This is a genomic window from Mesorhizobium sp. ESP-6-4 (assembly GCF_020164735.1).
Taxonomy (GTDB): Bacteria; Pseudomonadota; Alphaproteobacteria; order Rhizobiales; family Rhizobiaceae; genus Mesorhizobium.
Genome location: NZ_JAIUGS010000013.1, coordinates 24,255 through 37,110 on the forward strand (window position 1 = coordinate 24,255; position 12,856 = coordinate 37,110).

The 12,856-nt window shown below is 64.1% G+C and carries 15 protein-coding genes; 13 read left to right on the top strand and 2 right to left on the bottom strand.

The window, feature by feature from the left end; translation table 11 throughout:
* Positions 1-106: 106 nt before the first annotated feature.
* On the bottom strand, positions 107-277 hold the full coding sequence (locus LB523_RS29490; protein WP_411966487.1) for a DUF559 domain-containing protein: 171 nt from the start codon (positions 275-277) through the stop codon (positions 107-109).
* Positions 231-416: an endonuclease domain-containing protein gene (locus LB523_RS29405; RefSeq protein WP_318011988.1), complete on the bottom strand. Its 186-nt coding sequence runs from the start codon at positions 414-416 to the stop codon at positions 231-233. Before LB523_RS29405 ends, LB523_RS29490 begins: the two co-directional genes overlap by 47 nt.
* Positions 417-624: 208 nt before the next feature.
* Between LB523_RS29405 and lepA the strand changes: the two genes are divergently transcribed.
* The 13 genes from lepA to LB523_RS21055 all read left to right on the top strand — a co-directional run bounded on the left by lepA (position 625) and on the right by LB523_RS21055 (position 12,837).
* Positions 625-2,430: a translation elongation factor 4 gene (lepA, locus tag LB523_RS20995; RefSeq protein WP_224606573.1), complete on the top strand. Its 1,806-nt coding sequence runs from the start codon at positions 625-627 to the stop codon at positions 2,428-2,430.
* Positions 2,431-2,648: 218 nt separating this feature from the next.
* The gene (locus tag LB523_RS21000) at positions 2,649-2,828 is read left to right on the top strand and encodes a hypothetical protein (RefSeq protein ID WP_224606577.1); all 180 of its coding nucleotides are present in this window, start codon (positions 2,649-2,651) and stop codon (positions 2,826-2,828) included.
* A 22-nt stretch (positions 2,829-2,850) separates the two neighbouring features.
* Positions 2,851-3,507 carry a Fic family protein gene (locus tag LB523_RS21005; RefSeq protein WP_224606580.1) on the top strand — a complete coding sequence of 219 codons (657 nt, stop codon included), beginning with the start codon at positions 2,851-2,853 and terminating at the stop codon, positions 3,505-3,507.
* A gap of 142 nt (positions 3,508-3,649) precedes the next feature.
* Entirely contained in the window at positions 3,650-4,162 is a 513-nt protein-coding gene (locus tag LB523_RS21010) for a hypothetical protein (protein WP_224606583.1), read from the top strand.
* Complete coding sequence (locus LB523_RS21015) at positions 4,159-4,680, top strand: hypothetical protein (RefSeq protein WP_224606586.1); 522 nt, start codon at positions 4,159-4,161, stop codon at positions 4,678-4,680. The genes LB523_RS21010 and LB523_RS21015 overlap by 4 nt, the downstream gene beginning before the upstream one ends.
* A 241-nt stretch (positions 4,681-4,921) precedes the next feature.
* Positions 4,922-5,269 (top strand): hypothetical protein, encoded by a 348-nt coding sequence (locus LB523_RS21020; RefSeq protein ID WP_224606589.1) that lies wholly within the window; start codon positions 4,922-4,924, stop codon positions 5,267-5,269.
* Between the two features lie 114 nt (positions 5,270-5,383).
* Positions 5,384-5,773 (top strand): endonuclease domain-containing protein, encoded by a 390-nt coding sequence (locus LB523_RS21025; protein ID WP_263493141.1) that lies wholly within the window; start codon positions 5,384-5,386, stop codon positions 5,771-5,773.
* 201 nt (positions 5,774-5,974) lie between these two features.
* A complete protein-coding gene (locus LB523_RS21030; protein ID WP_140845363.1) occupies positions 5,975-6,346 on the top strand; it encodes a hypothetical protein in 372 nt (123 codons plus the stop codon).
* Positions 6,347-6,472: 126 nt separating this feature from the next.
* Entirely contained in the window at positions 6,473-6,844 is a 372-nt protein-coding gene (locus LB523_RS21035) for an endonuclease domain-containing protein (protein ID WP_224606595.1), read from the top strand.
* Positions 6,845-7,086: 242 nt separating this feature from the next.
* On the top strand, positions 7,087-7,713 hold the full coding sequence (locus tag LB523_RS21040; RefSeq protein ID WP_224606598.1) for a CDGSH iron-sulfur domain-containing protein: 627 nt from the start codon (positions 7,087-7,089) through the stop codon (positions 7,711-7,713).
* Positions 7,714-7,766: 53 nt separating this feature from the next.
* Complete coding sequence (locus LB523_RS21045) at positions 7,767-8,069, top strand: cupredoxin family copper-binding protein (protein ID WP_224532826.1); 303 nt, start codon at positions 7,767-7,769, stop codon at positions 8,067-8,069.
* Positions 8,070-8,400: 331 nt separating this feature from the next.
* Positions 8,401-10,422 carry a hydantoinase/oxoprolinase family protein gene (locus LB523_RS21050; RefSeq protein ID WP_224606601.1) on the top strand — a complete coding sequence of 674 codons (2,022 nt, stop codon included), beginning with the start codon at positions 8,401-8,403 and terminating at the stop codon, positions 10,420-10,422.
* Positions 10,423-10,668: 246 nt separating this feature from the next.
* On the top strand, positions 10,669-12,837 hold the full coding sequence (locus tag LB523_RS21055; protein ID WP_224606603.1) for a malate synthase G: 2,169 nt from the start codon (positions 10,669-10,671) through the stop codon (positions 12,835-12,837).
* Positions 12,838-12,856: the final 19 nt, after the last annotated feature.

Consider the following 12,856-nt stretch of genomic DNA (forward strand, 5'->3'; position numbering starts at 1 on the left):
CGGTTTGTGATTGCTTCTCTTCGCCCCGTTTACGGGGAGAAGGTGGATCGGCGCGCAGCGCCGAGACGGATGAGGGGTGCTCCAGCGGAGTGAGACCTCCACCCGCTCACCGCCAGGGCTGCAGGCTAGTGTCCTTCACATAGGCGATGATCGTATCGCAGACGCCGTCCAGATCCTTCAGCACATCATCATTCCAAAAGCGCAGGATCCGAAATCCTCTCGCGTTCAATTCAGCTCCGCGGGCCAAATCCGATTCCGAGTCCGTGCTGGCTACCATCCAGCTCGACGATGAGTCGCGCCTCGAGACAAGCGAAATCGGCGACGTATTTTCCAATGGGCACCTGCCGGCGAAACTTGATCCGATCGAGCCTGCGGTCGCGCAATTCCTGCCACAGCTTGTGCTCAGCCTCCGTCATCTCACGGCGGAGCGTCCGGGCAAAGCTGCGTTTGGCTTGGGGTGACGGGCTGGTGCGGCATTGCGCCAGACTAGCTGGCCGCTGAGTTCCGTCCAACACCCCTCATCCGTCTCGGCGCTGCGCGCCGATCCACCTTCTCCCACAAGGGGAGAAGGGGAAAAGGGCGTTCCGCTTGCCCCTCAACCCCGCCCCTGCTAAAGCCCGCCGCATGACGACGCCCCTCGACCACATCCGCAATTTCTCCATCGTCGCCCATATCGACCATGGCAAATCCACGCTTGCCGACCGGCTGATCCAGCTCACCGGCACGCTGGAGGAGCGCGATATGAAGGAGCAGGTGCTGGACTCGATGGATATCGAGCGCGAGCGCGGCATCACCATCAAGGCCCAGACCGTTCGGCTGAACTACCGCGCCAAAAACGGCGAGGACTATGTGCTGAACCTCATCGACACGCCCGGACATGTCGACTTCGCCTATGAGGTGTCGCGCTCCTTGGCCGCCTGCGAGGGCTCGCTGCTGGTGGTCGACGCCTCCCAGGGCGTCGAGGCGCAGACTTTGGCCAATGTCTACCAGGCCATCGACAACAACCACGAGATCGTCGTGGTGCTGAACAAGGTTGACCTGCCGGCGGCCGAGCCCGAGCGCATCCGCGAGCAGGTGGAGGAGGTGATCGGCCTTGATGCCTCCAACGCCGTGCTGATCTCGGCCAAGACCGGGCTGGGCGTGCCCGACGTGCTGGAGGCGATCGTCCACCAGCTGCCGCCGCCGCGCGAGGGCGACATCGCGGCGCCGCTCAAGGCCATGCTGGTCGACAGTTGGTATGACGCCTATCTCGGCGTCATCGTTCTGGTGCGCGTCATCGACGGCGTGATGAAGAAGGGCCAGACCATCCGCATGATGGGCACCGGCGCGAAATATCTCGTCGAGAGGACGGGCGTCTTCAAGCCGGCCCGCGTCAATGTCGACGAGCTCGGCCCCGGCGAGTTCGGCTTCTTCACCGGCTCGATCAAGGAAGTTGCCGACACCCGCGTCGGCGACACCATCACCGAGGATCGCCGCCCGACGCAAAAGGCGCTGCCCGGCTTCAAGCCGGCGCAGCCGGTGGTGTTCTGCGGCCTATTCCCCGTCGACGCCGCCGATTTTGAGGATCTGCGCGCCGCCGTCGGCAAATTGCGCCTCAACGATGCCAGCTTCTCATACGAGATGGAAACCAGCGCAGCGCTCGGCTTCGGCTATCGCTGCGGCTTCCTGGGCCTGCTGCATCTGGAGATCATCCAGGAGCGGCTGGAGCGCGAGTTCAACCTCGACCTCATCGCCACGGCGCCCAGCGTCGTCTACCGCCTGAACCTCAATGACGGCTCGGTGAAGGAACTGCACAACCCGGCCGACATGCCCGACGTGGTCAAGATCGCCTCGATCGAGGAGCCGTGGATCCGCGCCACCATCCTCACCCCCGACGATTATCTCGGCGGCATCCTGAAACTCTGCCAGGACAGGCGCGGCATCCAGGCCGACCTTTCCTATGTCGGCAAACGCGCCATGCTCACCTACGACCTGCCGCTCAACGAGGTGGTGTTCGATTTCTACGACCGGCTGAAGTCGATCTCCAAGGGCTACGCCTCTTTCGACTATCACCTGACCGACTATCGCGAGGGCGACCTGGTGAAGATGTCGATCCTGGTCAACGAGGAGCCGGTCGACGCTTTGTCCATGCTGGTGCACCGCACCGCGGCGGAAAAGCGCGGCCGCGCCATGTGCGAGAAGCTGAAGGAGCTGATCCCGCACCATCTGTTCAAGATCCCGATCCAGGCGGCCATCGGCGGCAAGGTCATCGCCCGCGAGACCATCTCGGCGCTGCGCAAGGACGTCACCGCCAAATGCTATGGCGGCGACGTGACCCGCAAGCGCAAGCTGCTCGACAAGCAGAAAGAGGGCAAGAAGCGCATGCGCCAGTTCGGCAAGGTGGATATCCCGCAGGAGGCGTTCATCCAGGCGCTGAAGATGGGGGATTGAGGGGATTACCGGTTCCTGGTATGTTCCGCTCGGTGAGCCGCTACTTTCTCGGAATGATTGCCGGGCTATCGCTTAAAAGCGCAGAACCGAGTTTCGGAGCCTGATCGCAGCGATACGCGACGCTCATAACAATTCATTGGCAAATCAGGCGAGCTTCGCGCATGCTTGCTATGGTTGATTTGCGTTTGCGAAGCGGACGACGAACGCAGGAGGTAATTATGACTGAGGCCCTGAAAAAGCTTATTGAGGCTACTAAGACGCTCGACCAATCAAAAATCGAAAAGGAACAACAACGGCGAAGCTTTGCCTATGGAAACACAAAGTTCGAAAACGATAGAATAACTCGGGAAATGGTGGATAGGCAAGCCGAGATTTTGGACAAAACCGTGAAGTCTTAGGTAAGTTTGCAGGTTGTTGGTGGTGGCTGACTCGACCCAACGTCATAGCAAAGCATTCGAAGCGGAGTTGATATCAGACCCGCAGTTGAAAGCAGAGGCGGAGGCCAGGAATGGCCTCAGGCAATATGACTATGGCATCCAAACGGTTCATCAAGCCCTGGAGCGCGGCAGCTTTAAGCTTCGGCCGTCTTTGATCCTCGCCCTGCAACGGGAGGCATTAGCAGGAATAAGTGCATACGCAGGCAATTTTCGCCCCGCGGGTGTAGAGATAGTTGGGAGTAAGCACAAGCCGGCGGATGCTCACCTTGTCCCAGAGTTAATCGAGGAACTTTGCGATTACGTCAATGCGAACTGGCAGGCAGCAACAGCCATACACTTAGCCGCTTACATTATGTGGAGGCTCAATTGGGTTCACCCTTTTGCCGACGGAAACGGTCGAACGTCACGCATACTGTCTTATGTCGTTTTGTGCATAAAGGCTGAAAGTGTTTTTCCGGGGACACCAACCATTCCGGAACAAATTGTAGAAAATAGGAACCCTTATTTTGACGCATTGGATGCCGCAGATGCAGCTTTTAAAGACGGTCGGATAGACCTTTCTCAGATGGAAGAGTTGCTATCAGGTATGTTGGCTCGTCAGTTAACAAACGCATATGAGAAGGCAGGCGGACGAACCTAAATCCATTTGCCTAAGATCCGAATTGAGGCTTGGCCCTCGCCGGAACAGGTCCGTCGATCATTTGCTATCTTGCTGCAATTGATCTCACTCTTCAACAACTCCGCACGCTAGCGTATCCTTCCCAGGCTTGGGGAGACATCACATGCGCTCCACTCTCGATCTTGTCGCCGCGATTGGCCTCGCCATCGGAGGCGCCTTTGGCCTTGCGGGCACTTTCGTTGCCAGCGACGTGCTGCGCGAGACGGTCTGGACCATCGACGGCGTCGGCATCGTCGTCGCCACCGCGCTACTCACGATGAAATACCAGCGGCTGGGCAATGACCTCGTCGCGGCCGGGTTCCTCACTTTCCTGGCCGGCGAAAGCCTGCTTCTGGCCGGCAATGCGGCGGGCCTGCAGGCGAGCGTGCCTTCCTATGCCGGCGGCGTCGCGCTCTGGGCGGCGGGGCTGGTGATGGTCAGCGCGCAAGCCACATTCGCGCTGTGGATACGACTCACGGCCTCCGTCGCCGCCGTGCTGTTCGCCGTCTCGGTCCTCATGATCCTGTGGGGCGCGCCGCTTTTGCCCACCTCGGCGCCGCTGCCGGCGCTCGGCTATCCGTTCCTGGTGCTGACCTTCATCGGCTGGATCTGGACCTTGCTGAAGCCGGAGCGTTGAGCGCGAAGGCGATGGCCGCGCCGCTCGAAATCCGCAACAGCCCGTCGGGAAAGATCCTGCCCGCCATCGGGCCGTTCCTGCTCGGCGGCATTTTCGGCTTCGGCGCGCTGCAGGGCGTGGCGTCGGGGGCGAACAGCGGGCATGTGCTGTGGATCGCGCTGCTCGGCGCCGCCTGCCTGGGGCTCGGCGTATTCATCGCGCGCGGCGCTTTCGACAGTTCGGTCAAGGTGGTGCTGGACAGCCAAGGTTTCCGCGATGCCCGCGCCGGCGACGTGCTGGTGCCGTGGAACAAGGTGCGGAGCGTGCGGCTCGGCGCCGGCGGCAAGGGCGCGGCGATGCTCAATTTCGAGCTCACCGAGGAGCCGCCCGACGCAATCCGCTATTCCTCCGCCAACGCCTTCGGCCTTATGCCTTTTGGCCGGAACATTGTGCATATGGAGATTTCCTCGCTCGACGTGCGGGGAGAGGAGATGGTCGACGCGGTGAAGACATTCGCGCCGCACGTGGTGAGGCGCTGACTTTCCCTTCTCCCCCTGTGGGAGAAGGTGGCCGCGAAGCGGCCGGATGAGGGGTGTTGGAAGGAATGAGGCATCGGCGATTGGGTACAATGCGCCGCTTGCAACGAACGGCCTCGCCAAGCTGGAGCACCCCTCATCCGTCTCGGCGCTACGCGCCGAGCCACCTTCCCCCACAAGGGGGGAAGGGGAGGTCGCGCCCCGTCTCAACCCGTGCTCTACTTCCCTCCCGGGGGACCTCGCCATGATTCGCGCTCTGCTCGCCTTCCTTCTGCTCACCTCGCCGGCCTTCGCCGCCGACATGTCGGTCTTCGTGCGCAACCAGCGTTCGGACGGCGTCGCGGTCGAGCTGTTCAGCCGCGACAGCCAGAAAGTCTGGCCGGGCGACGACAAGGTGTTCCTCATCCGCCCGAAGGCGCGAAAGTCCGTGCCGATCTCCTGCGAGCCGGGCGAGCATATCTGCTGGGGCGCCTGGGTGAACGGCGACGATTCCGTCACCGCCGGCGTCGGCCCCGACAACGACCAGCCCTGCGACACCTGCTGCTTCATCTGCACCGAGCATTCCACCGAGACGGTGGATCTGGCCGAGTAGTGGGGCGCTTCCCCTTCTCCCCCTGTGGGAGAAGGTGGCTCGGCGCATAGCGCCGAGACGGATGAGGGGTGCTCCAGCGGAGTGAGACGCCGGATATTTGAGCGGGCACCAACATTGGCTAATCTTCCGCCATGCCGCACCAAACCCGTAACCCCGGCCAAACGCAATTTCGCCCGGTCGATGCGCCGCGAGCCGACAGAGGCGGAAGACCGCTTATGGCACGAATTGCGCGGCCGCCGTCTGGACAATATCAAGTTCAAGCGGCAGGTGCCGATCGGCCGCTTCGTGGCGGATTTCGTCTGCGCCGAGGCCAGACTTATCGTCGAAATCGACGGCAGCCAGCATGCGGAGTCGCTCCGTGATCTGGAGCGCGACGCCGCATTGAAGGCGAGAGGCTTTCGCGTGCTGCGGTTCTGGAACGATGATGTGCTGAAAGAGCTGGATGCGGTCTGCGATACCATTATTGCGTATGTGAAAGATAAGAGTTTGCAGCCCTGGCGGTGATGCCACCGGGCGTCTTCGCCAAGCTGGAACACCCCTCATCCGTCTCGGCGCTGCGCGCCGAGCCACCTTCTCCCACAAGGGGAGAAGGGGAAGTCCCCCAAATTGCGTCAGCCATTTTCGCCGCCGCCCCTTGGCATATGCGCCCGCCATGTCATCATCCAACCATCGGCCGTGGGGGCCGATTCGACCTCGGGGGTTCTCATGTCTTCCACCTTCGCGCGCCGCGTTGCCGCCGCGCTTTCGCTTGCCGTCCTCATCGCGCCCGCCGCTCACGCCGGCGACGTCACCTTCCAGATCAAGAACAATCATCCCAATGCCATGCGCGTCGAGCTCTACAGCCAGGACCGCGACTATGTCTGGCCGGGCGAGGGCAAGGATTTCTATCTCGACGACGGCGAGACCAAGCAGTTGCCGATCTCGTGCAACGAGGGCGAGAAGATCTGCTACGGCGCCTGGGTCGACGGCGATGAAGAAACCTATTGGGGCGTCGGCCCCAACAACAAGGAAACCTGCGAGGACTGCTGCTACACCTGCAGCGGCGGCCAGACCGAGGAGATCGACCTGGAGGAGTAGCGCTTCTCCTTCTCCCCTTGTGGGAGAAGGTGGATCGGCGCGCAGCGCCGAGACGGATGAGGGGTGCTCCAGCGGAGTGAGACGCCGGATATTTGAGCCATCACCTACATCGGCCAGTCTTCCGCCATGCCCCACCAACCCGTAGCCCCGGCCAAAAGGAATTTCGCTCGGTCGATGCGCCGTGAGTCGACCGACGCGGAGGACCGTCTATGGCAGGAATTGCGCGGTCGTCGTCTCGACAACATCAAATTTAGGCGGCAAGTGCCGATTGGTCGGTTCGTGGCGGATTTCCTTTGCGCCGAGGCCAAGCTCGTCATTGAGATTGACGGCAGCCAGCATGCGGAATCGCGCCATGACCAGGAACGCGATGCCGAGCTGAAAGTCAGGGGCTTTCGCGTGCTGCGGTTCTGGAACGACGATGTGCTGAAGGATTTGGATGCGGTCTGCGACACCATCATTGCCTATGTGAGGGATGAGAGTCTGCAACCCTGGCGGTAGCGGTGCATCGGCGTTCCTGCCAAGCTGGAGCACCCCTCATCCGTCTCGGCGCTGCGCGCCGAGCCACCACCCGGCCCTTCGCAGGCTCAGGGCGTTCGAAGCTCGAAAAGCCAAGCAATTGGCTTTTCGTCCGCTAACGCGGACCGCTTCTCACCCCACAAGGGGAGAAGGGGAGTTCATTCTTGACGCCCCTCTCACCATCGCCCTAGCCTCGCCTCAACCCAACAGGAGACCCCACCCACATGGCAGGCACGGTCGAAGGCGAGAAGATCGACGTTTCCTTCAGCGGCAAGCGCTGCATCCATTCGCGCAATTGCGTGCTCGGCAATCCGCATGTCTTCGTGCCCAACGCGCCGGGCGAGTGGATCCATCCTGAAGCAGCCAGCGTCGAGCAGGTCGTGGCGCTGGCGGAAAACTGCCCGTCGGGCGCCATCACCTACACCAGAAAAGATGGCGGGCCGCAGGAGAAGCCGCCGCTGGTCAACACCGTGCGGTTGCGCGAGAACGGGCCGCTGGCCGTGCATGCCGAGATCGTGCTCGGCGAGGAAACCTTGTTCCGCGCCACGCTCTGCCGCTGCGGCCTGTCGCAGAACAAGCCGTTCTGCGACAACAGCCACATCAAGGCCGGCTTCAACGCCACAGGCGAGCCGCCGCTGAAGGAAGCGCAGGTGCTGGAGGCGCGGGACGGCCCACTGACGGTCACGCCTACCGTCAACGGCCCGCTCAAGGTCGAAGGTAATGCGGAGATCGTCACCGGCACCGGGCATACCATCGCGCGGACCACCAAGGTGTTCCTCTGCCGCTGCGGGCATTCGGCCAACAAGCCGTTTTGCGACGGGTCGCATAAAAGAGTGGGCTTCGTGGCATGACAAACGCCGCGCCGGCGTTAGCTTAGGGGGAGGACTCTCAGGAGGAACCCACCATGCGCACCATGCTCACCCTTGCCTTGCTTGCCGTCGCAATGCCCGCCTTCGCCGCAAACCACGCGGTTGAGATCAAGGACATGAAATTCCACCCCGCCAAGATCAGTGTCGCCGCCGGCGACACCGTGACCTTCACCAACGCCGATTCCAAGACGCACACCGCCACCGCGGACGACGGCTCCTTCGATACCGGCCAACTCGCCAAGGGCAAGCGCGCCAAGGTCAAGATATCGGCCGCCGGCGCGCATCCGTTCCATTGTGCGATCCACAGCTCGATGACGGGCACCGTCACGGCGAAATAGGAGACGCCGGCGCTTGAAGGACTGCTGCGCAGGCCGGCGCGAGGCCCCCCTCTCTGCCCTGCCGGGCATCTCCCCCTCAAGGGGGGAGATTGGCAGCTTGGACGCCGGCGCCCCCTTTGCGACGTTGGCGATTGGCGAAAGCGCCGGCGACATCTGATCTCCCCCCTTGAGGGGGAGATGGCCGGCAGGCCAGAGAGGGGGGCCTCGCGTCGACGTTTCCAATAAACCCCGGCGCCTCTCCCCTTGGCCCACCTCTCCCTTCTTTATCCGCCAGCCGGTATCGGCTAAGGGCTTCGCAACAAAGCCCTCGTCCCTGGACCGCCTCACAGAAATGACCGCCAAGCCTCCCCCTCTCTTCCTCGGCATCGACACCGGCGGCACCTACACCGATGCGGTGCTGTGGTCGGAGGAAGGCGGCCCGAAGGGCAAGGTGCTGGCCAAGGCGAAGTCGCTGACCACGCGCCATGACCTCGCCGTGGGCATTTCCGGCGCGGTGGATGCGGTGCTGGAACAATCAAGGACCGATCCTGCCTCGATAAAACTGGTTTCGATGTCGACGACGCTCGCCACCAACGCGCTGGTCGAGGGCCAGGGCGGGCGCGTGGCGCTGGTGATGATCGGCTTTTCCGAGGCGGACCTCGCCCGCGACGGGCTGAAGACGGCGCTTGGCACCGACCCGGTGGTGTTCTGCCCCGGCGGGCATGACGTGCACGGCAATGCGGCAAAACTCGACCTTTCCGGGCTCGAGGCGGCGCTGCCGGAGCTTGGGCGTTCGGTATCGGGCTTTGCCGTCTGCGCCTATTTCGCCACCCGCAATCCGGCGCATGAGCTGGCTGCCCGCGACCTCATCCGCGACAAGACCGGCCTGCCGGTCACAGCCAGCCACGAGCTTTCCGCCAAGCTCGGCGGCCCGCGCCGCGCGCTCACCACTTTGCTCAATGCGCGCCTGATCTCGATGATCGACCGGCTGGTGGCGGCGACCGAAGGCTTTCTTGGCCAACGCGGCATCGCCGCGCCGTTGATGGTGGTGCGCGGCGACGGCGCGCTGGTTTCGGCGGCGTTTGCCCGCCAGCGGCCAATCGAGACGATCCTGTCCGGCCCGGCCGCCAGCCTTGTCGGCGCCCGCCACATGACCGGACTGGACGACGCCATGGTCTCGGATATCGGCGGCACCACCACCGATGTCGCCGTGCTCGACGGCGGCCGGCCGCGGCTTGATCCGGAAGGCGCCACCGTCGGCGGCTTCCCTACCATGGTCGAGGCCGTCGCCATGCGCACATTCGGCCTTGGCGGCGACTCCGAAGTGACGCTGGAAGACGGCGCGCTCGACCCGAAGATCCTGCTTGGGCCGCGCCGCCTGGTGCCGCTGGCGCTGTCCGGCATGGTGCATGGCGAGGCCGTCACCGCCGAGCTGGAGCGCCAGCTGCGAGCGCCGAACCCCGGCCGCATGGACGGGCGCTTCGCCCTGCGCACCGGCGTGCCGGACCGCCTCGCCGCCGGCCTCACCGGGCCGGAAGCGAAGCTCTACGAGGCGATCGGCGCCACGCCGCTGGCGCTCGACAGGCTGCTCGCTTCGAATGCGCAGAACGCCACGCTGAACCGGCTGGTCGCGCGCGGTCTCGTGCATATCTCAGGCTTCACGCCGTCGGATGCCGCTCATGTCCTCGGCAAGCAGGCCAATTGGCACGCCGCCACCGCCCGGCTCGGCGCCGAGTTGTTCGCCCGCCGCCGCGACGGTCGCGGCCAGACGATCGCAGCGACGCCGGAGGAGATTTCGCAGCGCGTGCTCGTCACGCTGACCCGCTGGTCGGCCGAATATATTTTGGAGACCGCCTTCGCCGAGGACGGGCTGGACGGCGCCGCCACCGTCGCGCATGCGCTGGTGCAGCGCGCGGTCGACGGCCATCCCGGCATCGCCCGCTTCACCGTCGCGCTCGACCGCCCGGTCATCGGCCTCGGCGCCTCGGCGCCGCTGCATTATACCGGCCTGCCGCCGCTGATCGGCAATGGCTGCATCGTGCCGGAGGACACCGATGTCGCCAACGCGCTCGGTGCCGTGGTCGGCCAGGTGCGCGTCTCGGCCGAAGCCCGCGTCAGCCAGCCCAAGGAGGGCCTTTTCCGGCTGGCGTCAGGGCAGACGGTGCGCGACTTCACCGAGGAGGACAAGGCGATCGAGGCAGCGCAAGCCGATGTGCGGGCGCTCGCCGCCGATCGCGCCAAGGACGCGGGCACCGACAGCGCCGAGATCCACGTTTCCACCGAGTTCAAGGTCTCGACCATCGAGGGCCAGCGCATGTTCATCGAGGCGCATGTGGTGGCCGTGGCGTCGGGACGGCCGCGGATTGCGGTCTAGCGCCTTTTCCTTCTCCCCTTGTGGGAGAAGGTGGCCGCGAAGCGGCCGGATGAGGGGTGTTCCAGGGAAAGCCGCCGTCTCACTCCGCTGGAACACCCCTCATCCGTCTCGGCGCTGCGCGCCGATCCACCTTCTCCCACAAGGGGAGAAGGAAAAGGCCGCGCCCCTCTACACCCTAAGCTGAATTGACCCCGCAACCCCAAACATGCCAAACGCCCGGCAAGCCACCTATCTGGAGACGTGCAGATGACCCACCGCATCGAGATCGCCGGGTTGCGGATTGCCCGGGAGCTCCACGATTTCGTCGCCGAGGAGGCGGTAGTCGGCACCGGCATCGACGCGGAAAAATTCTGGACCGGCTTTTCAGCCATCGTCCACGACCTCGCGCCGAAGAACCGCGCGCTGCTGGCCAAACGCGACGCCATGCAGGAGAAGCTCGACTTCTGGTATCGCGAAAACGGCGCGCCGATCGACATGGAGGCCTACAAGATTTTCCTCAAGGAGATCGGCTATCTGGTGCCGGAAGGGCCGGCCTTCAGCGTCTCGACCGAGCATGTCGACCCCGAGATCGCCGTCGTTGCCGGGCCGCAGCTCGTCGTGCCGGTGATGAATGCGCGCTATGCGCTCAACGCCGCCAATGCGCGCTGGGGCTCGCTCTATGACGCGCTCTACGGCACCGACGCCATTGCCGAGACCGGCGGCGCCGAGAAGGGCAAGGGCTTCAATCCCACGCGCGGCGCCAAGGTGATCGCCTGGGCGAAGGATTTCCTCGACCAGTCGGTACCGCTGACCACCGGCAAATGGGCCGGCGTCAACGGGCTGTCGGTGGCGAATGGCGCGCTGAAAGCGGGCGAGGGCGCCGGCGCCACGACGCTTGCTGATCCAAGGCAGTTCGTCGGCTATCGCGGCGATGCCGCCACGCCGGAAGCGGTGCTGCTGGTCAAGAACGGACTGCATATCGAAATCGTGATCGATCGCGCCAACCAGATCGGCAGGACCGATCCGGCCGGCATCGCCGATGTCCTCCTCGAAGCCGCCTTGACCACCATCCAGGACTGCGAGGATTCGGTCGCCGCCGTCGATGCCGAGGATAAGGTCATCGTCTACCGCAACTGGCTCGGCCTGATGAAGGGCGATCTCACGGAAGAGATCGCCAAGGGCGGCAAGACCTTCGTCCGCAAGCTCAATGCCGACCGGAGCTACATTTCACGCGCGGGCGGCACGATCACCTTGCCCGGCCGCTCGCTGATGCTGGTGCGCAATGTCGGCCACCTGATGACCAATCCGGCGATCATCGACCGCGACGGCAACGAGGTGCCGGAAGGCATCATGGATGCGGCGCTCACCGCGCTGATCGCGCTGCACGATGTCGGCCCGAACGGCCGCCGGATGAATTCCCGCGCCGGCTCGATGTATGTGGTGAAGCCCAAGATGCACGGGCCGGAAGAGGTCGCCTTCGCCGTCGAGATCTTTGATCGCGTCGAAGCGCTGCTCGGTATGGCGAAGAACACCATCAAGATGGGCATCATGGACGAGGAGCGGCGCACCACCGTCAACCTCAAGGAAGCGATCCGCGCCGCAAGAGAGCGCGTGGTGTTCATCAACACCGGCTTCCTCGACCGCACCGGCGACGAGATCCACACCTCGATGGAAGCCGGCCCGATGATCCGCAAGGGCGACATGAAGCAGGCCGCCTGGATCTCGGCCTATGAGGCCTGGAACGTCGATACCGGCCTGGAATGCGGGCTCGCCGGCCACGCCCAGATCGGCAAAGGCATGTGGGCGATGCCGGATCTGATGGCGGCGATGCTGGTTGAGAAGATCGCGCATCCCAAGGCCGGCGCCAACACTGCCTGGGTGCCGTCGCCGACAGCGGCGACGCTGCACGCCACGCACTATCACAAGGTCGACGTGCACGCCGTGCAGGCGGCGCTGAAGAGCCGGCCGAAGGCGAAGCTCGACGATATCCTGTCGGTGCCGGTCGCAAGCCGGCCGAACTGGACGCCGGACGAGATCCAGCGCGAGCTCGACAACAATGCGCAGGGCATTTTGGGCTATGTCGTGCGCTGGATCGACCAGGGCGTCGGCTGCTCGAAAGTGCCCGATATCAACGATGTCGGCCTGATGGAGGACCGCGCCACGCTGCGCATCTCCTCGCAGCACATCGCCAACTGGCTGCGCCACAAGGTGTGCTCGGAAATCCAGGTGAGGGACTCGCTGCAGCGCATGGCGGCCATCGTGGACCGCCAGAATGTCGGCGACCCGCTCTACCGCCCGATGGCGCCGGACTTCGACAATTCCATCGCCTTCCAGGCCGCCTGCGACCTGGTGTTCAAGGGTACGGTGCAGCCGAACGGCTATACCGAGCCGGTGCTGCATAAGCGGCGACTGGAGCTGAAGGCGCGCGAGCAGTAGCGCGGCGCAAGCGGGCGCC

Bases quoted from the DNA above. Each gene is read 5' to 3' on its own strand.
- LB523_RS21000 (WP_224606577.1), top strand. From the start codon at position 2,649: ATGACTGAGGCCCTGAAAAAGCTTATTGAGGCTACTAAGACGCTCGAC.
- LB523_RS29405 (WP_318011988.1), bottom strand. From the start codon at position 416: ATGACGGAGGCTGAGCACAAGCTGTGGCAGGAATTGCGCGACCGCAGG.
- lepA (WP_224606573.1), top strand. From the start codon at position 625: ATGACGACGCCCCTCGACCACATCCGCAATTTCTCCATCGTCGCCCAT.
- LB523_RS21020 (WP_224606589.1), top strand. From the start codon at position 4,922: ATGATTCGCGCTCTGCTCGCCTTCCTTCTGCTCACCTCGCCGGCCTTC.
- LB523_RS29490 (WP_411966487.1), bottom strand. From the start codon at position 277: ATGGTAGCCAGCACGGACTCGGAATCGGATTTGGCCCGCGGAGCTGAA.
- LB523_RS21010 (WP_224606583.1), top strand. From the start codon at position 3,650: ATGCGCTCCACTCTCGATCTTGTCGCCGCGATTGGCCTCGCCATCGGA.
- LB523_RS21040 (WP_224606598.1), top strand. From the start codon at position 7,087: ATGGCAGGCACGGTCGAAGGCGAGAAGATCGACGTTTCCTTCAGCGGC.
- LB523_RS21045 (WP_224532826.1), top strand. From the start codon at position 7,767: ATGCGCACCATGCTCACCCTTGCCTTGCTTGCCGTCGCAATGCCCGCC.
- LB523_RS21050 (WP_224606601.1), top strand. From the start codon at position 8,401: ATGACCGCCAAGCCTCCCCCTCTCTTCCTCGGCATCGACACCGGCGGC.
- LB523_RS21030 (WP_140845363.1), top strand. From the start codon at position 5,975: ATGTCTTCCACCTTCGCGCGCCGCGTTGCCGCCGCGCTTTCGCTTGCC.
- LB523_RS21055 (WP_224606603.1), top strand. From the start codon at position 10,669: ATGACCCACCGCATCGAGATCGCCGGGTTGCGGATTGCCCGGGAGCTC.
- LB523_RS21035 (WP_224606595.1), top strand. From the start codon at position 6,473: ATGCCCCACCAACCCGTAGCCCCGGCCAAAAGGAATTTCGCTCGGTCG.